At 63.4% G+C, this 23,789-nt stretch carries 23 protein-coding genes, 1 tRNA gene and 1 pseudogene; 14 read left to right on the forward strand and 11 right to left on the reverse strand.

Translation table 11 applies throughout. The features are described 5' to 3' along the window. Window positions 1–6: 6 nt before the first annotated feature. The 5 genes from JAB1_RS10770 to gabD all read left to right on the forward strand — a co-directional run bounded on the left by JAB1_RS10770 (window position 7) and on the right by gabD (window position 4,430). Complete coding sequence (locus tag JAB1_RS10770; protein WP_070279944.1) at window positions 7–900, forward strand: SMP-30/gluconolactonase/LRE family protein; 894 nt, start codon at window positions 7–9, stop codon at window positions 898–900. A 13-nt stretch (window positions 901–913) separates the two neighbouring features. After that, on the forward strand, window positions 914–1,567 hold the full coding sequence (locus tag JAB1_RS10775; protein WP_070279945.1) for a bifunctional 2-keto-4-hydroxyglutarate aldolase/2-keto-3-deoxy-6-phosphogluconate aldolase: 654 nt from the start codon (window positions 914–916) through the stop codon (window positions 1,565–1,567). A gap of 66 nt (window positions 1,568–1,633) precedes the next feature. After that, window positions 1,634–2,056 carry a CoA-binding protein gene (locus JAB1_RS10780; protein WP_070258345.1) on the forward strand — a complete coding sequence of 141 codons (423 nt, stop codon included), beginning with the start codon at window positions 1,634–1,636 and terminating at the stop codon, window positions 2,054–2,056. After that, on the forward strand, window positions 2,053–2,895 hold the full coding sequence (locus tag JAB1_RS10785) for a PPK2 family polyphosphate kinase (RefSeq protein WP_070279946.1): 843 nt from the start codon (window positions 2,053–2,055) through the stop codon (window positions 2,893–2,895). The genes JAB1_RS10780 and JAB1_RS10785 overlap by 4 nt, the downstream gene beginning before the upstream one ends. 80 nt (window positions 2,896–2,975) lie before the next feature. Then, window positions 2,976–4,430: an NADP-dependent succinate-semialdehyde dehydrogenase gene (gene gabD / locus JAB1_RS10790; protein ID WP_034783799.1), complete on the forward strand. Its 1,455-nt coding sequence runs from the start codon at window positions 2,976–2,978 to the stop codon at window positions 4,428–4,430. Window positions 4,431–4,436: 6 nt separating this feature from the next. Here gabD and JAB1_RS10795 read toward each other — a convergent pair whose 3' ends face one another. Further along, the gene (locus JAB1_RS10795; RefSeq protein WP_070279947.1) at window positions 4,437–5,561 is read right to left on the reverse strand and encodes a poly(3-hydroxybutyrate) depolymerase; all 1,125 of its coding nucleotides are present in this window, start codon (window positions 5,559–5,561) and stop codon (window positions 4,437–4,439) included. A 181-nt stretch (window positions 5,562–5,742) separates the two neighbouring features. On the opposite strand from JAB1_RS10795, the gene JAB1_RS10800 reads away from it, so the two are divergent. Further along, entirely contained in the window at window positions 5,743–6,336 is a 594-nt protein-coding gene (locus JAB1_RS10800; protein WP_070280058.1) for a glutathione peroxidase, read from the forward strand. Between the two features lie 115 nt (window positions 6,337–6,451). Beyond that, on the forward strand, window positions 6,452–6,811 hold the full coding sequence (locus tag JAB1_RS10805) for a DUF1428 domain-containing protein (protein ID WP_070258351.1): 360 nt from the start codon (window positions 6,452–6,454) through the stop codon (window positions 6,809–6,811). Between the two features lie 164 nt (window positions 6,812–6,975). On the opposite strand, the gene pabB is transcribed toward JAB1_RS10805, so the two are convergent. The 3 genes and pseudogenes from pabB to JAB1_RS10820 form a co-directional block, all read right to left on the reverse strand. Further along, window positions 6,976–8,820, reverse strand: coding sequence for an aminodeoxychorismate synthase component I (gene pabB, locus JAB1_RS10810; protein ID WP_070279948.1), 1,845 nt, complete (start codon window positions 8,818–8,820; stop codon window positions 6,976–6,978). 21 nt (window positions 8,821–8,841) lie between these two features. Beyond that, window positions 8,842–9,417, reverse strand: a complete 576-nt coding sequence (gene slmA, locus JAB1_RS10815; RefSeq protein WP_034752791.1) for a nucleoid occlusion factor SlmA — start codon at window positions 9,415–9,417, stop codon at window positions 8,842–8,844. A gap of 101 nt (window positions 9,418–9,518) precedes the next feature. Continuing rightward, window positions 9,519–10,257: pseudogene (locus JAB1_RS10820) on the reverse strand (HAD-IA family hydrolase). 95 nt (window positions 10,258–10,352) lie between these two features. Between JAB1_RS10820 and JAB1_RS10825 the strand changes: the two are divergent. Beyond that, a complete protein-coding gene (locus JAB1_RS10825; RefSeq protein WP_254672052.1) occupies window positions 10,353–11,222 on the forward strand; it encodes a TraB/GumN family protein in 870 nt (289 codons plus the stop codon). A 170-nt stretch (window positions 11,223–11,392) separates the two neighbouring features. On the opposite strand, the gene JAB1_RS10830 is transcribed toward JAB1_RS10825, so the two are convergent. After that, a tRNA-Thr gene (locus JAB1_RS10830) sits at window positions 11,393–11,467 on the reverse strand. A 65-nt stretch (window positions 11,468–11,532) separates the two neighbouring features. Further along, complete coding sequence (gene argB / locus JAB1_RS10835; protein WP_010393729.1) at window positions 11,533–12,426, reverse strand: acetylglutamate kinase; 894 nt, start codon at window positions 12,424–12,426, stop codon at window positions 11,533–11,535. Window positions 12,427–12,657: 231 nt separating this feature from the next. Here argB and JAB1_RS10840 point away from each other — a divergent pair, with 231 nt between their 5' ends. The 3 genes from JAB1_RS10840 to JAB1_RS10850 all read left to right on the forward strand — a co-directional run bounded on the left by JAB1_RS10840 (window position 12,658) and on the right by JAB1_RS10850 (window position 17,181). Then, on the forward strand, window positions 12,658–12,855 hold the full coding sequence (locus JAB1_RS10840) for a cysteine-rich CWC family protein (RefSeq protein WP_070279950.1): 198 nt from the start codon (window positions 12,658–12,660) through the stop codon (window positions 12,853–12,855). 95 nt (window positions 12,856–12,950) lie between these two features. Beyond that, the gene (locus JAB1_RS10845) at window positions 12,951–15,998 is read left to right on the forward strand and encodes a response regulator (RefSeq protein ID WP_070279951.1); all 3,048 of its coding nucleotides are present in this window, start codon (window positions 12,951–12,953) and stop codon (window positions 15,996–15,998) included. Window positions 15,999–16,029: 31 nt separating this feature from the next. Beyond that, complete coding sequence (locus tag JAB1_RS10850) at window positions 16,030–17,181, forward strand: two-component system response regulator (RefSeq protein ID WP_070279952.1); 1,152 nt, start codon at window positions 16,030–16,032, stop codon at window positions 17,179–17,181. Window positions 17,182–17,185: 4 nt separating this feature from the next. Here JAB1_RS10850 and JAB1_RS10855 read toward each other — a convergent pair whose 3' ends face one another. Then, window positions 17,186–18,460, reverse strand: coding sequence for a PHB depolymerase family esterase (locus JAB1_RS10855; RefSeq protein WP_254672053.1), 1,275 nt, complete (start codon window positions 18,458–18,460; stop codon window positions 17,186–17,188). A 54-nt stretch (window positions 18,461–18,514) separates the two neighbouring features. Further along, entirely contained in the window at window positions 18,515–18,928 is a 414-nt protein-coding gene (locus tag JAB1_RS10860) for a CopG family transcriptional regulator (protein ID WP_034783786.1), read from the reverse strand. Window positions 18,929–19,206: 278 nt separating this feature from the next. Here JAB1_RS10860 and JAB1_RS10865 point away from each other — a divergent pair, with 278 nt between their 5' ends. The 3 genes from JAB1_RS10865 (at window position 19,207) to JAB1_RS10875 (ending at window position 21,424) form a co-directional block, all read left to right on the forward strand. After that, entirely contained in the window at window positions 19,207–19,440 is a 234-nt protein-coding gene (locus JAB1_RS10865; protein WP_232731261.1) for a DUF1289 domain-containing protein, read from the forward strand. Window positions 19,441–19,447: 7 nt separating this feature from the next. Then, entirely contained in the window at window positions 19,448–20,371 is a 924-nt protein-coding gene (locus tag JAB1_RS10870) for an MBL fold metallo-hydrolase (protein ID WP_070279953.1), read from the forward strand. Between the two features lie 99 nt (window positions 20,372–20,470). Further along, window positions 20,471–21,424, forward strand: a complete 954-nt coding sequence (locus JAB1_RS10875) for a nitronate monooxygenase family protein (RefSeq protein WP_070279954.1) — start codon at window positions 20,471–20,473, stop codon at window positions 21,422–21,424. A gap of 103 nt (window positions 21,425–21,527) precedes the next feature. Here JAB1_RS10875 and JAB1_RS10880 read toward each other — a convergent pair whose 3' ends face one another. The 3 genes from JAB1_RS10880 to JAB1_RS10890 form a co-directional block, all read right to left on the reverse strand. Next, entirely contained in the window at window positions 21,528–22,109 is a 582-nt protein-coding gene (locus tag JAB1_RS10880) for a hypoxanthine-guanine phosphoribosyltransferase (protein ID WP_070279955.1), read from the reverse strand. 63 nt (window positions 22,110–22,172) lie between these two features. Continuing rightward, a complete protein-coding gene (locus tag JAB1_RS10885; protein WP_070279956.1) occupies window positions 22,173–23,429 on the reverse strand; it encodes an AMP-binding protein in 1,257 nt (418 codons plus the stop codon). Beyond that, entirely contained in the window at window positions 23,426–23,785 is a 360-nt protein-coding gene (locus tag JAB1_RS10890; protein WP_034783779.1) for an MmcQ/YjbR family DNA-binding protein, read from the reverse strand. The genes JAB1_RS10885 and JAB1_RS10890 overlap by 4 nt, the downstream gene beginning before the upstream one ends. Window positions 23,786–23,789 lie beyond the last annotated feature (4 nt).

Below are 23,789 nucleotides of genomic sequence, written 5' to 3' on the forward strand. Positions count from 1 at the left end.
AAAATGATGGGGACACAGGCCCAACTACTGGTCGATGCGCAGCACTTCCTGGGCGAGGGCGTGCGCTGGTGCGAACGCAGCGGCCGCGTTTTCTGGACGAATATCGAAGGCTGCCAGCTGCATGCGCTGGTGCTGGACACGGGGGAGCGCCAGAGCTGGGCCATGCCCGAGCGCCTGGCGTGCTTCGCGCTGACGGAGAGCGACGATGTGCTGTTGCTGGGACTGGCTTCCGGACTGGCCTGGTTTGACGCGCGCAGCGGGGCCGTCACGCGCTTGCACACGGTGGAGGGGGACTTGCCCATGACGCGCCTGAACGATGGCCGCTGCGACCGCCAGGGACGCTTTGTCTTCGGCACGCTCGATGAACGCCCGTGCCGCGATGCGATCGCCAGCTTCTATCGCCTCAACCTGGACTTGACCCTGGAGCGCTTGCCGCTGCCGCAGATCGCCATCTCGAACAGCATCTGCTTCAGCGTCGACGGCACGGTCATGTACTTCTGCGATTCGATGAAAAAGGCGATCTATCGCTGGGATGATTACCTGGGGGGCGACGCCAGCCGGGTGCGCGTGTTTGCCGTGCTCGATCCGGGGCCGGGCGCCGCCGATGGCGCCACCATCGACGCGGATGACTACCTGTGGAGCGCGCAGTGGGGCGCCGGCAGGGTCTTGCGCTTCGCGCCGGACGGCAGCGTCGAGCGCAAGATCAGCCTGCCCGTCTCGCAGCCCAGCTGCGTGAGCCTGGGCGGGCCGCACTACGATGAATTGTTCGTCACGACGGCGCAGGAGAGCTTGAGCCCGGCCCAGCTGGAGAGCGAACCGCTGGCCGGGGGATTGTTTCATGCGCGTCAGGTGGGCGTGCGCGGTTTGCCGGAAGTGCGCTTTGGCGCCCTGCCGGCCTGACAGGAGAGAGCAAATGCAGAAGCACACGGTTTTCGAGGGCATTATCGAACGGGGCATGGTCGGCATCGTGCGCGCCTCTTCGGCGCAGGCGGCCGTGCAGATTGCCGAGGCATGTATCGCCGGCGGCATCACGGCGCTGGAAGTAGCGTTCACCACGCCCGATACCCTGGGCGTGTTGCGCACCCTGCGCGAACGCCATGGTGATGACGTGCTGCTGGGCGCGGGCACGGTGCTCGATACGGAGACGGCGCGCGCCGCCATCCTGGCCGGTGCCCAATTCATCATCTCGCCCGGCGTGAACGTGGAGACCATCACGCTGTGCCAGCGCTACCAGGTGCTGTCCATGCCGGGGGCGATGACGCCGACGGAGATCGTCACGGCCCTGCAGGCCGGCGCCGACATCGTCAAGGTCTTCCCCGCCGAGATGTTCGGTCCCGCCTACATCAAGGCCCTGCGCGCCCCCCTGCCGCAAGCGCCGCTGATGCCCACGGGCGGCGTGACGCTGGAAAACCTGCATGCCTGGTTTGCCAGCGGCGCCGTGGCCGTGGGTATCGGCAGCAGCCTGAGTGGCCCGGGCGCCACTGGCGACTATGCGGCCGTGACGGCGCGCGCGCAAGCCTTCGTGGCGAAGATGTCGGCCATGCGTAAGGCTAAGTCTTCTGGCTAGCTCCCGGCGGGACGGGAATCTGCTACGCTAGGCGGGCAATGTCGCACGCCTAACTACGACCCGAATATGCCCAACATCGCCCGCATCCTGCAAGACAGCCGCATCATCGCCATCGTCGGCATGTCCGACAAGCCCGAACGCGCCAGCCATGAAGTGGCCGACTACCTGTTGCAGCAGGGCTACCGCGTATTGCCCGTCAATCCGGCCCTCGCCGGGCGCGATGTGCTGGGGCAGCGCGCCTATGCCACCCTGACGGAGGCTGCGGCAGCCGTGGCGCCGGCGCGCATCGACATCGTCGATTGCTTCCGCAAGTCGGCAGACATCCTGCCCATCGCCGAGGAAGCCATTGCCGTCAAGGCCGGCTGCCTGTGGCTGCAGCTCGATGTCGTCAACGAACAGGCGGCGCAGCTGGCACGGGCGGCGGGGCTGGAGGTGGTGATGGACCATTGCACAAAAATCGAGCACCGCAAGCTGGCGGTGGCGGCATGAAGGCGCGCACACAATTTCGTGCCGGCAAGGATTTTGAGCTGAACGAGGATTTCGCCGGCAAGCGCCTGCTGGGCGCTGCCACCAAGGCGGCGAACAAGAAGCTGACGGCAGCCCAGTGCAAGGCCCTGGACCGCGAGGAAACCGTGGCCTTGACGGCGCAGATCGCCGAGTGCCAGAGCATGCTGTATGCGCAGCACAAAAAGAAGGTGCTGCTGGTCTTGCAGGGCATGGATACGTCGGGCAAGGATGGCACGGTCAAGGCGATCTTCAGCAACATCAATCCGATGGGCATCCGCGCCGTGGCGTTCAAGGGGCCTACCGATATCGAACTGGCGCACGATTACCTGTGGCGCGTGCACCAGCACGTGCCCGTCAAGGGCGAGATCGCCATCTTCAACCGCAGCCATTACGAGGATGTGCTGATCACGCGCGTGCAGGACATGATCGACAAGGCCGAATGCCAGCGCCGCTACGCGCAGATCCGCGATTTCGAGCGCATGCTGAGCGAAACAGGCACCGTCATCCTGAAAATCTTCCTGCATATCTCGAAGGACGAGCAGCGCGGACGGCTGCAGGAGCGGCTCGATGATCCCGACCGCCAGTGGAAGTTCGACCCCAACGATATCGCCCAGCGCAAGAAGTGGGATGGCTACCAGCGCGCCTATGAAACGGCGATCCGCGAGACGGATGCCGACCACGCGCCGTGGTACGTGGTGCCATCGAACTCCAAGACGCAGCGCAACCTGGTGGTGGCGTCCCTGCTGCTGGAAACCCTGCAGGGCATGAAGCTGGAATACCCTGCGCCGGACCCGAAACTGTCGTCTTTCAAGGTCGAGTAGTTCCGCGCATCGCCTGCGGAATCGGCCGCGCTGTGGCATAGTATCCCTCGTCGATAATTCAAACCAGACCGGAGATCCATATGCTGCAGTTGAAAGATCCTACCTTGTTGCGTCACCAGGCTTACGTGAATGGAGCCTGGGCGGATGCCGATGGTGGCCAGACGATTAATGTGAGCAATCCCGCCACGGGCGAGCATATCGGCACGGTGCCCCTGATGGGCGCAGCCGAGACGCGCCGCGCCATCGAGGCGGCCAATGCCGCCTGGCCCGCCTGGCGCAAGAAGACGGCCAAGGAGCGCGCGGCCGTGCTGCGCCGCTGGCATGACCTGATCCTGGAAAACGCCGACGACCTGGCGCTGATCATGACCACCGAGCAGGGCAAGCCCCTGCCGGAAGCGAAAGGCGAAGTGCAGTTCGGCGCCTCGTTCATCGAGTGGTTTGCGGAAGAAGGCAAGCGCGTGGCGGGCGATACCCTGCAATCGCCGTGGCCAGACCGCCGCCTGGTCATCACCAAGGAGCCGATCGGCGTATGCGCCGCCATCACGCCGTGGAACTTCCCCGCCGCCATGATCACCCGTAAAGTCGGCCCGGCCCTGGCTGCCGGCTGCCCGATGGTCTTGAAACCGGCCGAAGCCACGCCGTTTTCCGCGCTGGCGCTGGCCGTGCTGGCAGAGCGCGCAGGCGTGCCTGCGGGCGTGTTCAGCATCGTCACGGGCGCGCCGAAAGACATCGGCGGCGAAATGACGTCGAACCCCATCGTGCGCAAGCTGACGTTCACTGGCTCGACCCAGGTGGGCCGCCTGCTGGCGGAACAGTGTGCGCCGACGATCAAGAAACTGTCGCTGGAACTGGGTGGCAATGCGCCATTCATCGTCTTCGACGACGCCGACCTGGACGCCGCCGTGGAAGGCGCCATCGCCTCGAAATACCGCAATGCGGGCCAGACTTGCGTCTGCGCCAACCGCCTGTACGTGCAGGACAGCGTGTATGACGCGTTTGCCGAAAAATTGGTGGCCGCCGTGGCCAAGCTGAAGGTGGGCAATGGCATCGAGGCAGGCGTCACGCAAGGCCCGCTGATCGACGCCAAGGCTGTCGCCAAGGTGGAAGAACACGTGGCCGACGCGCTGGGCAAGGGTGGCCGCCTGCTGGCTGGCGGCAAGCGCCATGCGCTGGGTAACGGCTTCTTCGAGCCGACCATCATCGCCGATGTGACGAACGACATGCGCGTGGCGACCGAGGAAACCTTCGGCCCGCTGGCGCCCCTGTTCCGCTTCAAGACGGACGATGAAGTGATCGCCCTGGCCAACAACACGGAATTTGGCCTGGCCGCCTACTTCTATTCGCGCGACATCGGCCGCATCTGGCGCGTGGCCGAAGGCCTGGAAACGGGCATGGTCGGCGTCAACACGGGCCTGATCTCGAACGAGATCGCGCCCTTCGGCGGCGTCAAGCAATCGGGCCTGGGCCGTGAAGGGTCGACCTACGGTATCGAAGATTATTTAGTCATTAAATACATCTGCATGGGCGGTATTTAAGGTCGCCTAGCGCGAGCCGCGGCGCGCGGCGAGGCGGTCGAGCATGCCCTTGACCGCTTCCATCTGTGTGCCGCTCTTGCGGTAGAAATCCGGGTCGATCGGATTGATGCTGGTGTAGCCCCAGAAATCCCAGCAGCCTTTCGGGTTGTACGGGTAGACGGGGCTCGGTTCGGCCTGCGGATACAGCACGATGATCTTGTTGGCGTCCGCCACCTGGTTGTAGCCGGTGCTGGTATAGAAACGGTCGCCGATGGCCTGCGTCGTTTGCAGACAACCGTGGAACACCACATGCACGCGGCAGCTCTCGCTGTCGCAGGCTTTCGGGATGTAGGCGTAGCCCGTATTGTTCATGCTGGAGTACGCGCTCTGGATGAAGCTGCGTTGATTGAAGGATATCAACTTGCCCGTCAGCGTGGTCGACGACGGTTGCAGGTCCGGATACAGGTGCTGCAGGATGTCGCGGGCCTGCACGAAGTCGCAGTCATTGATGAAGGGCGACGCCGTTACGTCGCAAGCCTTGTCCTGGTTGTTGTCCGTGATGATGGCATGGCCTGCCCCGACCGTGTCGACGAAGCGGATCTGCTCGGCCGGCGTGCCCGCCAATGCATAGAATTTTCCCACCTGCTCCACCACCGGCCGCGTCACGGTCTGGTCTTTCGTTCCGCTGAACAGATACACGCGCTGGCGTTTCAGGTTGGCCGTGTCGTCGATGAGGCGGGCGCGCGCAAAATCGTTCGCTGCGCGCAGCAATTCGCTGGCCACGGGTGGCGCCACCTGCGCGCTGCCCGGATTCATGCAGGTGGTCAGGGCATTCGTCAGGTAGGGAATGTAGGGGAAGCGGCCTGGCTGGCCCGAGCAGAAATACGGGCCGCCCGCGATGATGCCGGCGCCGGCCACCGTGGCCGAGTAGGCGACGGCAAATTGCGCCGCCATGAAGCCGCCCGAGGACAGGCCGGAGACGGTGGTCTGGCTCAGGTCGGCCTGGTAGCCGGGCAGGGCGGGGGCGTCCCTGGTCGCGGCGGGCTTGACGGCTTTGGCCGTCGTGGCGGCGTGCACGCCGCCTGGCGCCAGGATGAGCAGGCTGGCAGCCAGCAGGGCGGAGGGTAGTACGGTCAGGTGCGGGAAGGGCATGGCGACTCCACAGGGCAAGAAAAGGGACAGGAAGGCCGAGCATAGGTAAAAAAACTGTGCGCTGGGCAAGTACTGCACTGTCGTTGATGTCGCTCAAGCAATCGCTGTTGTTGTCCGTCTCATACGCGCGCGCGGCGTTTGACATAGAATGGTTTTTTTCCGTTCAACCATGGTGCCCTTCATGTCCAAGACCCTTGCCCAGCTGTTTGCGCTCACCACCCTTGCCGCCAGTGCCAGCCTGGCCATGCCGGCCCATGCTGCCGAAGCCGCTACAGCTGCCGCTGCTCCGGCCGCCTGCCCCGCCATCCTCAAGCAAACCTTCAACCGCCTGCAGGATGAAGCGCCGCAAAACCTGTGCCAGTACGCGGGCAAGGTGGTGCTGGTGGTGAATACGGCCAGTTATTGCGGTTTTACCAATCAATATGAAGGGCTCGAGGCGCTGTACGCCAAGTATGGCAGCAAGGGCCTGGTGGTGCTGGGTTTCCCGTCGAACGATTTCGGCAAGCAGGAGCCAGGCAACAGCAAGGAAATCGCCGATTTCTGCTACAACACCTATGGCGTGAAGTTCCCCATGTTTGCGAAGTCCGTCGTCTCCGGTCCCGCGCCGAACCCGCTGTATGTGGACCTGATCAAGCAGACGGGCAAGACGCCGGCCTGGAATTTCCATAAATACCTGATCGACCGCCACGGGAAAGTGGTGGAAAGCTTCCCCAGCAAGGTGACGCCGGATGACAAGAAACTCGTCGGCGCGGTGGAAAAAGCGCTGGCGCTGTAAGTTGCCGAGACGCAAGCAGGCTTGAACGCCTGCTTTTTTTTAATGTTGCGCTTGTCGTCTTGCCATCATTGTCCTAAGCTGGTTGTTCGCGTTTGTCACAACAAAGGAGAACATCATGGCGTATGTCGATGGATTTGTGGTGCCCGTACCGAAAGCCAAGCTCGATGCCTACCTGGCCATGTCGCGCAGTTGCGGCGCCGTCTGGCGCGAGTACGGCGCGCTGGAATTTCGCGAATGCGTGGGCGACGATGTCAAGCCAGGCAAGCTGACCTCGTTCCCGCAGGCGGTGGACTTGCAGGATGGCGAAGTGGTGGTGTTTTCATGGATCGTGTATGCGTCACGCGCCAAGCGCGATGAAATCAACGACAAGGTCATGAAAGATCCGCGTCTGGCCGAGATGATGGATCCGGCCAAGCTGCCGTTCGATGGCAAGCGGATGATCTACGGCGGTTATGAAATGCAGGTGGATCTCTAGCGGCTGAAACAGTCCATGGCGGCGTTGCAGTGCCTCGTCGTGCAGTTCGCACTGCCTTTGGCAATGCGCCTTGCCCTGAACTGTTTCAGGAGTCCATGGCGGCGTTGCAATGCCTCGTCGTGCAGTTGCACTGCCTTCGGCAATGCGCCTTGCCCTGAACGGTTTCAGGCGCTAGCGATAATATGTGCTGGCAACGCCCCGCGCAGCGCGTTGCACACGACAATGGCTTCGGCCCGTGCCAGCATGGGGCGCGTGATGATGGTTTCCTGCGCGTTCCAGGCGGGATCGGCCAGCATGGCCGCGCGCTGCACGCCGGGCAGCAGGCCGCAGGACAGGGGCGGCGTATGCCAGCGGCCGTCCAGCCGGACGAAGACATTGCTGCGCCCGCCCTCCGTCAGTTCGCCCCGTTCGTTAAAGAACAGCATGTCGAAGCCGCCTTGCGCCTCGGCCGCGCGCCAGGCCGCGTCATAGCGCGCGCGCACGCTGCTCTTGTGGCGCAGGAACAGGTCGTCCGCCACGGTGGCGTCGGGCGCCAACAGGATGTTGACCGTGTCCGGCAAGGCGGTGAGCGCGCCGCTTTGCGTCGTGAACTGGCCATCCTGGCGCAGCGCCAGGCGCAGGCGGAAGGGGGCATCGTCCGGGCGTGCCGCGCAGGCGGCCTGCAGCGCGGCACGCGCGGCACTTTCACTCCAGACAAAACCGAAGTAGGCGCAGGAGGCGGCCAGGCGCGCCAGGTGGCGCTCTTGCTGGCGGCAGCCACCGGCACGGCTGGCGTGCAGGGTTTCGAACAGTTCAAAGTCGTTGCTCAGCTCCGTCAGGAAGCGGGCCTTGAGCTGGCACTCCGCAAATTCCTCCTGCGGGTCGCTGTCGAGCACGATGCCGGCGCCCACGCCCATCTCGCCGCGCCGGATGCCGCCATGGCCAGCCGCTTGCAGGGCCAGGGTGCGGATCGGCACGGACATGCAGAAGTCGCCCACCGCGTTGGCAGCGCCGGCGGCTGGCGGATCGAACCAGCCGATGGCGCCCGTATAGATGCCGCGTGGCGCCGCTTCCAGTTCGGCGATGATTTCCATGGTGCGGCGTTTCGGCGCGCCCGTGATCGAGCCGCATGGATACAAGGCCTGGAAGATGTCGGCCAGGCTGGCGTCGTCGCGCAAGCGCGCCTGCACGGTGGAGGTCATTTGCAGCACGCTGCTGTAGCGCGTCACCTCGAACAGGGCCGGCACCTTGACGGAACCCGTGGCGGCGATGCGGCCGATGTCGTTGCGCAGCAGGTCGACGATCATCAGGTTTTCTGCGCGGTTCTTCGGATCATTGGCCAGGGCGGTGGCGCGGCGCGCGTTTTCTGCTACTTGGTCCGCAGGGGCGGCCGGCGCCGTGCCTTTCATGGGGCGCGCCATCAGCTCGCCCTGGGCATGGCGCACGAACAGCTCCGGCGACAGCGACAGCAGGGCGCCGCCATCGGGCAGCATCACCAGCGCGCCATACGGTACGGGCTGGCGCGCGCGCAGCCGCGCATACAGGGCCAGGGGCGAACCGAAGGCGTCGAAGCGCAAACGATAGGTGTAGTTGACTTGATAGGTGTCGCCGGCCACGATGTAGTCGTGGATGCGGTGCAGCGCCTGCGTAAATTGCGCCTGGTCGACATTCGTGCGGATGCCGGCGATGCCGGCCGGCGTTGCCGTCGCCGGCGTACGTTCGGCCAGCCACTGCAGCACCTCATCCTGCGACAGCTGCGTGCAATGTTCAAAGACGAGCACTTGCGCCAGCGGCGGCGCGCCGGGATCTGCCGCGCGCGGTGGCATGCCCAGCAAGTGGGCCCCCAGTTCGTAGCTGCACACGCTGACGGCGTACTGGCCGCGTTCCAAGGCCTCTTGCAGCCCCCCGAGCAGGGTGGGCCACTGTTGCCCCTCGGTGCACTGCAAGACTGCCGCCAGGCCCGTGTACAGGCGCGAACCGGCGCCGGGCGTGCTGGCGTCGTCGAGCAGGGCGAAACAGTCGGTGTGCATGGGGACAGCCGCGGCGGTGACTTACCCCAGCAGCATGGCGATTTGCAGCGCCGCTTCCTGGGATGGGTTGATCTTGAAGCCGCTCTTGGCGTAGCGGTGCCAGCGTCCGATGACGAAGCTGACGATCAGGGTGGCGCGCGCCGCCACTTCGCTTTCCTTGCCATGGCCTTCGGCAGCTGCCACGCGCAAGGCTTGCTTGAGCGCCAGTTCCACGCGGTCGTAGAACTGGTTCATGCGCACTTGCAGGCGCTCGTCCTCATTGACCAGCGCATCGCCGATCAGCACGCGCGTCATGCCCGGATTGCTGATGGCGAAATTGAGCAGCATGCCGATGATGTCGCGTGTTTGCGTCATGCCGTCGCTGTGCTTTTCCGCGATCTGGTTGATCAGGCCGAAGACGCTCGACTCGATGAATTCGATCAGCCCTTCGAACATTTGCGCCTTGCTGGCGAAATGGCGGTACAGGGCCGCTTCCGACACGGTCAGTCTGGCCGCCAGTGCGGCAGTGGTGATCTTTTCGCCTTTCGGCTGCTCCAGCATTGCGGCGAGGGCCTGAAGAATTTGTAGCCTGCGTTGGCCCGGCGGTGTGCTTGCCATATTTTCTCTTGTCGTTAAAAAAATGCTGCCTCGATGGGGAGGTCCGTCACCGCCGCTAGCGGTGCGGCTTCCGGCGTCAAGCGGAAGCCCAGGAGTCCCCTTCAACGCAGACGGTGAAGGCGGCGTGCCAAATGCCGGACAGATTTTACTTTGACATCGACGTAAGCGGGGCGATTTAACGCCTTGGGCAACTTCGCCACGCCGATCGGATCGGCCATTTTCAGGTATTGCGTGATCCAGGCCGTGCGCAGGCCCAGTTTTTTCGCGCCCTTCAGGTTGGCCAGGGTGTCTTCCACCAGGATGCAGCGGCCAGGGCGGATCTGGTGCTTGCGCATCAGTTTGCGCAGCATCAGCGTCGATGGCTTGGGCCGCAGCTGGCGGTGTACATGCATCGCCTCGATGGCGATATGCTGCGCAAAGTGCTGGCGCAAGCCCAGGTGGCGCATCACGTCGCTCGAATAGCGCAGCGGCGCGTTGGTGAGTAAAATTTTACGGCCAGGCAGGCGTTTGAGTAAAGCCCCCAGTCCCCGCTCGGCGCGTATCATGGCGCGCAAATCGTCGAAGCTATGCGTCTCGTGCAAAAAAAAAATGGGCTGCCTGTACCTGATGGTGCTTGACCATGCCCAGCAAGGTGGCGCCGTAGCGGCGCCAGTAGGCCGCGCGCGCCGCATTGACGATGGCGTCGTCGGCCGGCGTGACGCCATCGCCCAGCACGCGGGCAATATACGTGTTCATATTGGCCGTGATGGTGGGGAAGATGGCGTGCGAGGCATTGTGCAGCGTGTTGTCGAGGTCAAACAGCCAGACCGGCGACGAGCGGTTAAGATGGGACACAGGCACAGGAGTCTTTAGGCAAGATGATAAGCAAGATGAAAAATTCAACAATCAGGAAAACCATGCGACGCCAGATTATAGTGATGTTTTGCGGATTATTCTTGCTGCCGTTGCCGGCGGCCTTTGCCGAAGCACCGCCCGTGGCGCAAAACCGGGGCGCCCTGTTCAAGGTGCAGGATGCCAGCCACACCCTGTATCTGTTCGGCACCATCCACGTCGGCGCGCCCGATTTTTATCCGCTGGAACCGACGGTGACGCAGGCGCTGCACCAGGCTGGCGCGCTGGCGCTGGAGATCGATCCCGGCGCCGATTCGCGTGCCGCCCTGGGCGCCGTGCTGAAATACGGCATGGAAGCGCCGGGCAGCAAAGTGCCTGCCGACTGCCGCCAGACGCTGGCGCCGCGCCTGGCGCCGCTGTTGCAAAAATACGGCATTCCAGCCGAGTCGGTGGCGCCGATGAAGCCGTGGATGCTGGCCAGCATGCTGGCCATCGGCGAATTTTCCACGCTCGGCTACCGCTCCGACCTGGCCGTCGACAATTATCTGTCGCAGCAGGCCAAGGCGCGCAAGATCCCCGTGCTGGAACTCGAGTCGATGGAAGGCCAGATGGCGCTGTTTGGCGCCATGTCGCCGGCCGACCAGTGCCGCTTCCTGGAAGACGGCGTAGCGTCGATCGAGGACCAGGAGCAAAGCCAGGAAGCGCGCGAGATCGCCAACGCCTGGCGCACGGCCGATGCCGCCGCCTTCGACAGGCTGGCCGCCAAGGCCGCGACAGACCCGTCGTTCGCCGCCCAGTTCGTGCAAAAGGTGTTGCTGGATGGCCGCAACCCGGCCCTGGCCGACGGCATCGCCAAACTCCTGGCGCGCGAAAAGTCCAGCCTGGCCGCCATCGGCGTGCTGCACCTGGTGGGAACGAAAAGCGTGCCGGATTTATTGCGTCAGAAGGGCTTGAAAGTCGAACGGATTTATTAGTTTTAACGACAGCAGGAAGAATAGATGACGCTAGCTCCGCCGCGCAAAACACGCGGCAGAGCAGATGGAAAAGTGTTCAGGGCAAGGCGGACTGACGAAGACAGTACGCATGTACGGCGAGGAAGGACAACGCCGCCATGGACATTTTTTCAGCTGCGGGGAGATATAGTTGGTGCCCTTGACGTGGATCGAACACGTGGCCTCTCCCTTACCAAGGGAGTGCTCTACCACTGAGCTACAAGGGCAAATTAAAAGCGGCGCCAGGTGATCTGCGCCGCCAAACTACTCGCTGTGATGCGTTGCGATTTTTTTAGTGCGAACGGATCATAGTACCAAAAGCCTGCTCGGTCAACACTTCCAGCAATAATGAGTGTTCGATACGGCCGTCGATGATGTGCACCGTGTTGACGCCGGACTTGGCGGCGTCGAGCGCTGACGAGATCTTCGGCAGCATGCCGCCCGAGATCGTGCCATCGGCGAACATCTCGTCGATTTCGCGCGCGGACAGGTCGGTCACCAGGTTGCCCTGCTTGTCCTGGACGCCGGCGATGTTGGTCATCATGATCAGCTTTTCCGCTTTCAGGATTTCCGCGATCTTGCCCGCTACCACGTCGGCGTTGATGTTGTAGGCCTGGCCATCCTGGCCGAAACCGATCGGCGAAATGATGGGAATGAAGGCGTCGTCCTGCAGCGCCTTGACGACGGCCGGGTTGATCGCGTCGATTTCGCCGACAAAGCCGATGTCGAGGAATTCGCCCGGATGTTCGCGGTCCGGCATCTGCATCTTGCGCGCGCGGATCAAGCCGCCATCCTTGCCCGTCAGGCCCACAGCCTGGCCGCCGTAATGGTTGATCAGCATGACGATATCCTGCTGCACTTCGCCGCCCAGCACCCACTCCACCACTTCCATGGTTTCTTCATCGGTGATGCGCATGCCTTGCACGAAGGTGCCTTGCTTGCCGATTTTCTTCAGCGCGTTGTCGATCTGCGGTCCGCCGCCGTGCACCACGACCGGGTTCATGCCGACCAGCTTGAGCAGGATGACGTCGCGCGCGAAGCCGTGCTTCAGGCGTTCGTCCGTCATGGCATTGCCACCGTACTTGATGACGATGGTCTTGCCATGGAAATTGCGGATGTATGGCAGGGCCTCGGCCAGAATCTGCGCCTTGATTTGCGGCGACACCGCCGTCAAGTCGTCATTCATGTCCAGGTTCAAGTTAGCTAGTTGATTCATGGCGAGTCCGGAAAATAGATTTGTGCGATTTTACAGGGAAGAAGAAAATCCTGGAGGCATTATAGGGCGATCTTGTTGTATTTTCCCTGATGATCCTATAGTCTGGCCCGATATGTCCCCCAGCCAGCCCTTTTACTGCCAGTTACATCTGCGTCGCATGCCGGCGCAGCATGACACACACTTGCCAATTCACACACAGCCATGAGCCAGTGCACTCTCTGCGGCGCCACCTTCCAGTGTGGCCAGCTCGATCCGGCCGCCAAGGAACCCTGCTGGTGCGTGGCCCTGCCGCCGGCCGTTCCCGTGCCTGGCAGCCTCGCCGTCGGCTGCTGGTGCCCCGCCTGCCTGCAAGCCCACATCGCCACCTTGACGCCCCCGGCAGCAACGCCGGCCAAATAAGAGCCGCGGCACGCTTTTTCCTTTGCAAAAGACCTTGCATTTTGTAGGGGAATACGTTCAGACTTCGATTTTCAAGAATTTCTTATAGGAAAGTCATGCGCTTCAGGGATATCAGTATCGGCGTGCGCATCAATGCCGGTTATGCCATGTTGATCGTGCTGATGCTGGTTGTTATCGTCCTGGCGGGTAGCCGCATCTATGCCATCCGCGCCGAGACCGACGATATCCTGCAGCGCGACTGGGTCGCCGCCAAGGCCACCAGCAAGATCCATGGGCTGGCGCGCGAGGCCGCCACGCGCATCGGCAACCTGCCGAACCAGCACGAGCTGGCGCTGCGCCAGGCGAACCAGGCGCGCCTGGAAGCGATCAAGCAAGACATCGATGAGCAGGTGCGCATCCTCGACGGTCTCGATGCGCGGCCCGACGAACGGCGCCTGCTGGAACAGATGCACCTGGCCCGCGCCGGCTACTATGTGTCGCTCCAGACGATGTTCGAACTGGTCGAGCGCGGCGAGGATGCGCGCGCCGAGCAGGCCATGCAGACGCAGACCTTGCCGGTGCTGGAAAAGGTGCTGCTGTACGTGGGCCAGCTCGACGATCTGCAGCAGCAGCAGATCCGCGACAGCGCGGCCAGGATACGCAACGACATCGACACCTCGCTGCTGCTGATGGGCGGCATCGGTCTGGCGGCCCTGCTGACGGGCCTTGCCTTTGCCTGGTCGGCGCGCTCGATCACGCGTCCGCTGGGCGAGGCGGTGGCGATCGCCACGCGCGTGGCCAATGGGGACCTCAGTTCCGTCATCGAAGTGACGTCGCGCGACGAGACGGGCGAACTGCTGCAGGCGCTCAAGGACATGAGCACCAGCCTGGCCGTGGAACAGGACCTGCGCCACGCCGTCGAGGTGGCCGAGGATGCGACCAAGATGAAGTCGGACTTCCTGGCGAATATGTCCCATGAAATTCGCACGCCGATGAACGGCATCATCGGCATGACCCACCTGGCGCTGCAGACGGAGCTCACGTCGACCCAGCGCAACTACCTGGAGAAGGTGGAATCGGCGTCGAAGAACCTGCTGGCCATCATCGACGACATCCTCGATTTCTCGAAGATCGAGGCGGGCAAGATGGCCTTTGAAAAAGTCGATTTCTTCCTCGAGGACGTGCTGGCGCAGATCGCCGACCTGTCCGTGATGCGGGCGCAGGACAAGGGCCTGGAACTGCTGTTCGACATCGCCCCCGACGTGCCGAACGCATTGCAGGGCGACCCGCTGCGCCTGGGCCAGGTGCTGATCAATCTGACCAACAATGCGATCAAATTTACGGACAAGGGCGAGATCGTCGTCACCATCCGCCTGCAGCAGCTGGAAGAACATGCGGCTGTCTTGCGCGTCGATGTGCGCGACACGGGCATCGGCCTGACGCCGCCCCAGCGCAGCAAATTGTTCCAGGCATTTACCCAGGCCGACACCTCCACCACGCGCCACCATGGCGGAACGGGCCTGGGACTGACCATCAGCAAGCGCCTGGTGGAAATGATGGAAGGCGAGATCGACCTGGTCAGCGAAGCGGGCGTGGGCAGCACCTTTTTCTTTACGGCCCGCTTCGGCCTGGCCGCCGTGCCGCGCGACAGTCTGCTTGCTCCGCAGCGCTTTGAGGGCTTGCGCGTGCTGGTGGTCGACGACAACCCCAGTGCACGTGAAATCTTCGTCAGCATGCTGACGGCGCTGGGCTTCGAGGCGCGTGCCGTGTCTGGCGGCGTGCTGGCCATCGGCGCCGTGGCGCAGGCGCGCGCCGAGGGGCGTCCGTACGGGCTGGTGCTGATGGACTGGAAAATGCCGGGCATGAACGGCCTCGATACCCTGGCCGGCATCCGTGCCGATGCCGCCGGCATCGATGCGACGCCGGCCTGCATCATGGTCACGGCCTTCCATCGGGAAGCGCTGCTGGAAGCTGCGCGCCAGCGCGACTTGCCGCTCGACGGCGTATTGAACAAGCCGATCAGCGCCTCGACCCTGCTCGACCAGATAGCGTTCGTGTTTGGCGGCGTGACGGGACAGAGCCGCAAGACGCAGCGCCAGAGCAGCTACCGCGACGACGAGCGCGCCCTGCGCGGCGCCTGGCTGCTGCTGGTGGAGGATAATGAAGTGAACCAGGAAGTGGCGCAGCATATTCTCAACGACGCCGGCATCCGCGTCGATATCGCGGGCAATGGCGCCATCGCGCTGGCGAAGATCGAGGAAAACGCCTATGACGGCGTGCTGATGGATTGCCAGATGCCGGTGATGGATGGCTACCAGGCGACGCGCAAGCTGCGCCAGGATCCCCGTTATTCGAATTTGCCCGTGATCGCCATGACGGCCAACGCCATGGTGGGCGACAAGGAAAAATGCCTGGACGCCGGCATGAACGATTTCATCGCCAAGCCGATCGACGTGGCGCAGCTGTTCGGTACCCTGGCGCGCTGGATCGCGCCGGCCACGCCGCAGGAAATGACGGCGGTGGTGGCGCAGCCGGAAGTGGAACTGCCCGTGATCGCCGGCCTGAAAATGGCGGAAGCCATGCGCCGCGTGGGCGGCAATGCCGCTTTGATGCGAAAATTGCTGGAGCGTTTTGTGGAAACCCAGTTCGATGCGATGCAGCGCATCGTTGCCGCCATCGAGAACAATCAGCTGGAAACCGCGATCCGCGAAGCGCATACCCTGAAGGGCCTGGCCGGCAATATCGGCGCCGGCGGCCTGGCCGACAGCGCCGCGCGGGTCGAGCACTTGCTCAGCCTGGGCTCGCACGACGGCTTGCCGCAGGCGCTGGCCGCCTGCACCCTGGCGCTTGACGAACTGGTGCCGAAGATCGTGCTGGCGATGCAGTCGCGCGGCCATGTGGCCGAGGCGGGCGGCGCGGCGGTGGCGCAGGCGGCGCCGGTGGACCGGGCGCACCTGGAAGCGGGCTTGCGCGAACTGTCGCAGCTGCTGCTGCAGGACGATGCGCAGGCCGTCAAGCACCTGGACGGCATCGGCCCCGTGCTGGTCGCGGCCGGGCAGGCGGAACACGCGCGCCAGTTGAAGCGCATGCTGGGACAATACGATTTCGAAGGTGCGCTGGCGCAGCTGGGCGAGGTGGCCGATGCGCTGGAGCTGACACTGTGACAAGGATAACTATGCAGAGCGAAGGACGGGCATGAAAGCGCCGGCAAGCAAGCCAACCATCCTGGTGGTCGACGACACGCCAGACAATATCGACCTGCTGCGCGCGGTGCTGGAAGACGATTACCGCACCAAGATCGCCGTCAATGGCGAGCGCGCCCTGAAGATCGCCGCCGGCAGCGACCAGCCCGACCTGATCCTGCTCGACATCATGATGCCGGGCATGAGCGGCTACGATGTGTGCCGCGCGCTGAAGGCCGATCCCGCCACGGCCGGCATCCCCGTGATTTTCGTCACCGCCATGAGCGAAGTGGCCGACGAGCAGCTGGGCCTGGCCCTGGGCGCCGTCGATTACATCACCAAGCCGATTTCAGCGCCCATCGTGCTGGCGCGCATCAAGACGCAGCTGGCGATGAAGCAGATGCAGGATTTCTTGCGCGACCAGAATCATTACCTGGAAACGGAAGTGGAGCGCCGGGTGCAGGAAGTGGCCGCGCTACAGGACGTCACCATTCACGCCATGGCGTCGCTGGCCGAAACGCGCGACAGCGAGACAGGCAACCATATCCGCCGCACTTCGCATTACCTGAAGGCGCTGGCCGAGAAGGTGCGCGGCTTGCCGCGTTTCCGCGATTTTTTGACGGACAAGAATATCGAACTGCTGTTCAAGACGGCGCCGCTGCACGATATCGGCAAGGTGGGCATCCCCGACCATATCCTGCTCAAGCCGGGGCGTTTCGAACCGCATGAAATGGCCATCATGAAAACCCATACCACGCTCGGGCGCGACGCCATCCTGGCGGCCGAGCACGAGCTGGGCATCGAAGTGGACTTTCTCAAGTACGCGAAAGAGATCGCCTACAGCCACCATGAAAAGTGGGATGGCAGCGGCTATCCGCAAGGCCTGGCTGGCGAAGCCATCCCGATTTCGGCGCGCCTGATGGCGCTGGCCGACGTGTATGACGCCCTGATCAGCCGTCGCATCTACAAGCAGGGCATGGACCATGCGCAGGCCGTGCAGATCATCGTCGAGGGGCGCGGTTCGCACTTCGACGCCGAGATCGTCGACGCCTTCCTGCAGATCCAGGACCAGTTCATCGCCATCTCCCACCGCTACGCCGACGGCGTGTGCGAGATCGCCGACAAGCAGCGGCAGATCGCGCCATACACCGAAAACATCAGCTGACGGATTAGCTGACCGTCTTGAAGAAGCGCAGCATCTCCCGGCTGGCGTCCGGCCCCTTGCCATCCGTGTAGCTGCCGTTATTGCTGCCGCCGGACCAGGCATGGCCGGCGCCGTGGATGACCCAGTGTTCGCCCAGCGGCGAGCCATCGGCCTGGCTGTGCGTGGTGCGCGTGTAGCGGTGGCCATTCGGCACGCTGCCGTCGATGGATGCGGCCTTGGCCGCTTTGCCGCCCGCCTGGCTGCGCACGCCCTGGGCAATCAGTTCATCGCCATTGCGCGGGTTGACGGTGGTGTCGCGGTCGCCGTGGAAAACGATGATGGGCACGCCGCCCGCCGGCGCTTTGCGCTGGGCATTGGGCATGGCGCCGCCCTTCATGGCTGCCAGTGCCGACGGCAAGTCCTGCGCCGAGGCGAACGGCAGGCCCGAATGCACGCCGACGGCAGCAAACAGGTCCGGGTACAGGGTACCGACGATGACGGCCATGGCGCCGCCAGCCGACAGGCCGGCGACGAACACTTCGCGTTCATTTACCGGGTAGTCGTCGATGACTTGCCGGGCGATGCCGGCGATCAGCGACGGTTCGCCCTGGTCGCGCTGCTGGTCGATGGCATTGAACCAGTTCCAGCAGCGCGAACTGTTGGCGCCCTGCGTCTGCGCCGGGTAGACGACAAAGCATTCCTTTTCTTCTGCCAGCGCATTCATCTGCGTGCCGGCGGCGAAATCGTCGGGATTTTGCGTACAGCCGTGCAGCATGACGATCAGCGGCATGGCCTGGCCGTGGTAGCTGCTGGGGATATACAGCTTGTAGGAGCGCGTGCCCGCATGGTTGCGGTACACGCCGTCGATGAACTGCGCGCCAGCGGGCACCTCCGCCGGCGTGGTGGCCGGCGCGTTGAAGCCGGGCGGATGGAAATTCGGCAGCTCGAAGCTGGGCATGTCGAAGCTGTGCTGGCCCAGGCCGGCCGGCACGCCCAGGCGCGCCATGAAATCCTGCGCGAAGTCCTGCGCCGCTTGCGCGGGCGTGGGCGGCGCATCAGGCGTTTCTGGCGCGGCGGCAGCTTGCGGCTGTTCGGCTCGGGCTCGGGCTTGCGCTGGTGGTGGCGGATTAATATCGCGCATGGTCTGCGGCGGCGGCGCTTGCGTGGCTGCCGCCTGCGGTGCCAGGCCGGCGGCAGACAGCGCCTGCTGGATCGCTTCGGTGGCGGCGGCGGGACCGCTGCCCATCAGATTACGGGTTGCTGCGCGCATCTGCGCCAATATGTTGAGAGGGAGTTTCATGACCATCCTTAACGGTGCCGCGCATCGGCCGGGTCATCGCCGCGAACCAATACGCTAGTGAATTCGCCCTGCGAGCGCCGTCTTGACGACGGTGCTGGCGTGCAGGGCACCTAATACGAAAATCGACTCGATGGTGGCCAGTGCCAGTTCCACGGAGACGTCGCTGGCGATGCTGGCCAGTCCCAGCACCTGTATCTGCAGGCGCTGGCCGGCTGCCTGGATCGCTTCCAGGTCGGCGCGCGAATAGTGCTGCATGCCCAATACCAGGCTTTTACGGGCGACGGTTTGTTTCACCACGTCGGCGTGGATACCCAGCTGGTTGCGTATCGCCGTACGGATCAGATCCGTGCGGTTGGAATAAAATCCCTCCTGGACCAGCAGATCGATCTGCCCCAGGTCGATCAAGCCGAGGTTGATCGTGATTTTCTCGGATTCCCCAATTTTGGGCTTGCTGTCTTGCTTGGCCATATCTCTCCAAAAACTCCACGTGGCATCCAATTGCCATCTGTATGGATGGTAGTATAGTTGTGAAATATCTCAAGTCAAGCAGGATTTGACCTGATCGTGTTGTAGGACGGGTACTCGCAGAGTGAGAATGGGCTGCAAAATAAATTTCCGGAAGATGGTTTTTTGATCATATTTTTGCTTGAAAATATATTCACAGAAACATTGCATGGCGATGCCACCGACTCGCCGGCACGGTTTCGCGGCATAATGCAAGCCTGTACCTACACCGATGCCGCTCCATGATGGTCGCTCCCCCACCTCCGCCCGCCGTTCCGCTCCCCTTGCCATCGCCAGTGCCGTCGCCCTGCGTCAGCCTGTGCAAGATGAACCGCAACAGCGGCTTGTGCGAAGGCTGTTTGCGCACGCTCGACGAGATCATCGCCTGGAGCAAGGCCGACGACGACTTCAAGCGCGCCGTGTGGGCCGAATTGCCAGGACGTGAATCCCTGCTCGATTTCGAGCCCGACTACTGAGGAAGCCATGCCGCGATCGCCAGCGCTGTTCCCCGAGGCCATGCAGGTGTTCGAACGCGGCTGGCTCTCGTCGAATAACATCCTGTTCCAGGGCCGGGACGACACGGCGCTGATCGACAGCGGCTATGTCACGCACGCGCCGCAAACCGTGGCCCTGCTGCGCCACAGTCTCGCTGGCCGTCCGCTGGACCGCCTGTTCAACACCCATCTGCACTCCGACCATTGCGGCGGCAACGCGCTGCTGCAAGCGCAATACGGCTGCCATACGGCCATTCCCGTGTCGGAAGCGGACAAGGTGCGCGCGTGGGATGTCGATGCCCTGAGTTTTCAGGCCACGGGCCAGCAATGTCCGCGTTTCGGCTTTGACGCCACCGTCTCACCCGGCGACACGTTGACGTTGGGTGACATGGCCTGGCAAGCGCTGGGCGCGCCTGGCCACGATCCGCACTCGCTGATTTTTTACTGCGCCGACGAGGGCATCCTGATCTCCGCCGACGCCCTGTGGGAAAACGGCTTTGGCGTGATCTTCCCGGAACTCGATGGCGGCTCCGGTTTTGCTGAGGCGCGCGCCACCCTGGACCTGATCGCCGGATTGGACGTGCGCGTGGTGATCCCTGGCCACGGACGGCCTTTCCAGGATGCCGCCGGCGCCCTGCAGCGTGCCTATTCTCGCCTCGATTACCTGGCGTCCGACCCCGTGCGCAATGCGCAGAACGCGGTGAAAGTGCTGCTGAAATTCCTGCTGCTGGAACGCCAGCGCATCGCCCTCGCCGAGATACCGGCCCTGTTGCGCGGCATGCCCATCTTCGAAGAGGCCAACCGGCGCTTCCTGCGCCAGGAGGCGGCTGCGCTGGCCGAGTGGGCCGTGTCGCAGCTGGTGAGAGCCACGGCGGCGCGGGTCGAGGGTGAGTACTTGCTTAATGATGGCTGAAACGGATAGGTGATAAATTCAGCACGACCGTACTTTTTCTGAACTATAATCAACGTTCAGTGTGTTTCTCATCCCGATCAACTTTCCAGCGAGTCCGCCATGGCATTGCCTGTTGCGTTGCAAAACCTCTCCTTACCCGTTATCGCCTCGCCGATGTTCATCGCCAGCGGCCCGGCTCTCGTCGCGGCGCAGTGCAAGGCCGGCATCGTCGGTTCCTTCCCGGCCCTGAATGCGCGTCCCGCCGAATTGCTCGATACCTGGCTCACGGAGCTGCAGGCCGAACTGGCCGCCTTCCAGGCCGCCAATCCGGATAAAAAAGTCGGGCCGATCGCCGTCAACCAGATCGTGCACCAGTCGAACGACCGCCTGGCGCATGACGTGGAAGTGTGCGTGAAACACCAGATCCCCATCATCATTTCCTCGCTGCGCGCGCCGCCCAAGGAAATGCTCGACGCCATCCACAGCTATGGCGGCATCGTGCTGCATGATGTGATCTCGATCCGCCACGCGAAAAAGGCGCTGGAAGCGGGTGTCGATGGCCTGATCCTGGTGGCCACGGGTGCCGGCGGCCATGCGGGTACCTTGTCGCCGTTCGCCCTGGTGGGCGAAGTGCGCAAATTCTTCGACGGCCCGCTGGCGCTGTCCGGCTCCATCGCCACGGGCGACGCCGTGCTGGCCGCGCAAGCCATGGGTGCGGACTTTGCCTATATCGGCTCGCGCTGGCTGGCAACCAAGGAATCGAACGTCAGCGATGGCTACCGCGACGCCATCGTCGATTCCAGCGCGGCCGACATCGTCTACACGAACCTGTTTACGGGCGTGCACGGCAATTACCTGAAAAAATCGATCGAAGCGGCCGGTCTCGATCCGGAAGCGCTGCCCGAAGCGGACAAGAGCGCCATGAATTTCGGTTCCGGCAGCGCCAAGGCCTGGCGCGACATCTGGGGCGCGGGCCAGGGCGTGGGCTTGATGGATGACGTGCCGAGCGTGGAAGAGATGGTGGCGCGCCTGAAGGCTGAATACGATGCGGCGCGCGCGCGGTTGAAGCTGTAACGTTGGTGAGGATGTCGGATTACGCGCTGCGCGCTAATCCGACCTACTCGAACCTGGTGGCGTAGGTCGGATTAGGGCAGCGTAATCCGACAACCATCATGAATCACTGCTGCTTCAAATCCTCAGGCTTGATGGCCCACAGCCCCGGCAGGTTGCGCCAATAGCCATACGCATCCATGCCGAAGCCGACGACGAAGCGGTTCGGGATCACCAGGCCGACGATGTCGGCTTGCACGGGCTTCTTCTTGCCGATGGCCTTGTCGGCGAACACGGCCAGGATCACTTCCGAGGCGCCCATGTCCAGCAAGCGCTGCTTGACGTGCGCCAGGGTTTCGCCTTCGTCGAGAATATCGTCGAGCACGATCACGGTGCGGCCCGCTACATTCGAGCGGGGGATGACTTTCCACACCACTTCGCCACCCTTGTCGTCGTCGCCGTAGCGGCTCACGTGGATGTAGTCGAATTCGAGCGGAAAGCTCAGCTGTGGTAGCAGGTTGCCCGTAAATACGACGGCGCCGCCCATCACGCCCAGCACCAGCGGGAACTCTTTCGAGTCCTCGGCGTTGAAGCGCGTGTTGAGCACATCGGCCATGCGCGTGATCGACGCCTGCACGGCGTCTTGGTCGAACAGCAGTTCCGCGTTCTTGATCAGGTCACGGGCACGGTTGTGATGAAATTCTTGCATGGACTCTTGCATGGCGATGAATAGGGCTGATGGTCAATGCCGGTATTATCCCGCAAATCGGCCTTATTTGTAATCGCGCATGTCGTCGATTATTTTCCCATCCTGCGCCAGGCTGCCCGTGGCCACCAGCAGCACGTCGCCGCGCAGCTTGGTCAGTTCGCGGATCGACCCGATGATGGCTTCCACGCTGCTGGCGTCCGTCGGATCGTCGACTTCGCAATGCAAAGTCATCTCGTCGTTGGCCATGCGTCCCGATACCACCAGCCGCGCCTTTTTGATTTGCGGGTGGCGGCGCGTGATTTCATGCACCTGCGACGGATGCACGAACATGGCGCGCACCTTGGTGGTTTGATCGGCGCGCCCCATCCAGCCTTTGATGCGCGTATTCGTGCGGCCGCACGGCGACTCCGGCGTATCGACCAGCACGGCCGACAGATCGCCCGTGGCGAAGCGGATCAGCGGATAGTCGGCATTGAAGACGGTGACGACCACTTCGCCCACTTCGCCCGGCGCGACGGGAATGCCGCTGCCCGGGTGGACGATTTCCAGCAGCACGTTTTCATCGATCACCATGCCCGGATTGAGCTTGCCATTGCTGGCCGTTTCATAGGCGATGCTGCCGATGTCGGCCGAGGCATAGGTCTGGAACACGTGCGGCACGCCGTTCGCGGCAAACCAGCTGCGCAGGGATTCGGGCAAGGCTTCGGCGCCCATCACGGCCTTGGTGACGCTGCTGATGTCGGCGCCCATTTCGCGCGCCTTTTCGATGATCAGTTTCAGGAATGACGGCGTGCCGATATACGTGTCCGGCTTCAGGTCGACCATCGCCTGCACCTGCATTTCCGTCTGGCCGATGCCGGCCGGGATGACGGTGCAGCCCAGGCGCGCGGCGCCTCCTTCGACCATGAAGGCGGCTGGCGTGAAGTGATATGAAAAACAGTTTTGCAGCAAGCCGCCAGCGCGCACGCCGGCCGCATACATGGGGCGCGCGAAGCGCCACCAGTCAGGGCCGCGGCCTTCCGGATCGAAGATGGGGCCGGGCGAGACGAAGACGCGCGACAGGGCGTTTTTTGGCGTCGTGTTCAAGCCGCCGAACGGCAGCGCGTCGTGCTGCAATTGCTTGAGGTCGGACTTGCGCGTCACGGGCAGCTGCGCCAGCGCGGCGCGGCTGGTGATGTCGGCTGCGTTGACGCCATCGAGGATGCGGGCCCAGCCCGGCGCCTGTTGCGCGCGCGCGATCAGCTGCGGCAGGCCGGCCATCAATTCGCGTTCGCGCGCTTCGGGGGCGCGTGCTTCCAGACTGTCGAGCGTATCGGTCATGTTGCTGATTCTCCAATGTCACGTTGCATTTTTTTCGTCAGCCCCGCCACAATCAGGCTGTATGAGCGCTGCAGCAGGGCGGCCATTTCATCGTCGTCCAGGGCGTCGGGACTGGCGACCAGCACCCATTTGGCCCGCGCCAGGTAGGGCGCCGGGCGAAAGCCGGGACGGTCCGTCAATTCCAGGAAGCGTTCCGCATCGACCTTGAAGCTCATGCCGCGCGTGCTGTGCGCTTCCGCGCCGCACAGGGCGAACAGGCGGCCACCGACGGAAAACGCCAGCACGTTGCTCCATTTGATGTCTTCTGTCGCGCCGGGAAAGCCGCGGCACACTTGCTTCGCCCGTTCCAGGTCCATGACT

This window comes from Janthinobacterium sp. MP5059B, assembly GCF_001758645.1.
Lineage (GTDB): Bacteria > Pseudomonadota > Gammaproteobacteria > Burkholderiales > Burkholderiaceae_D > Janthinobacterium > Janthinobacterium lividum.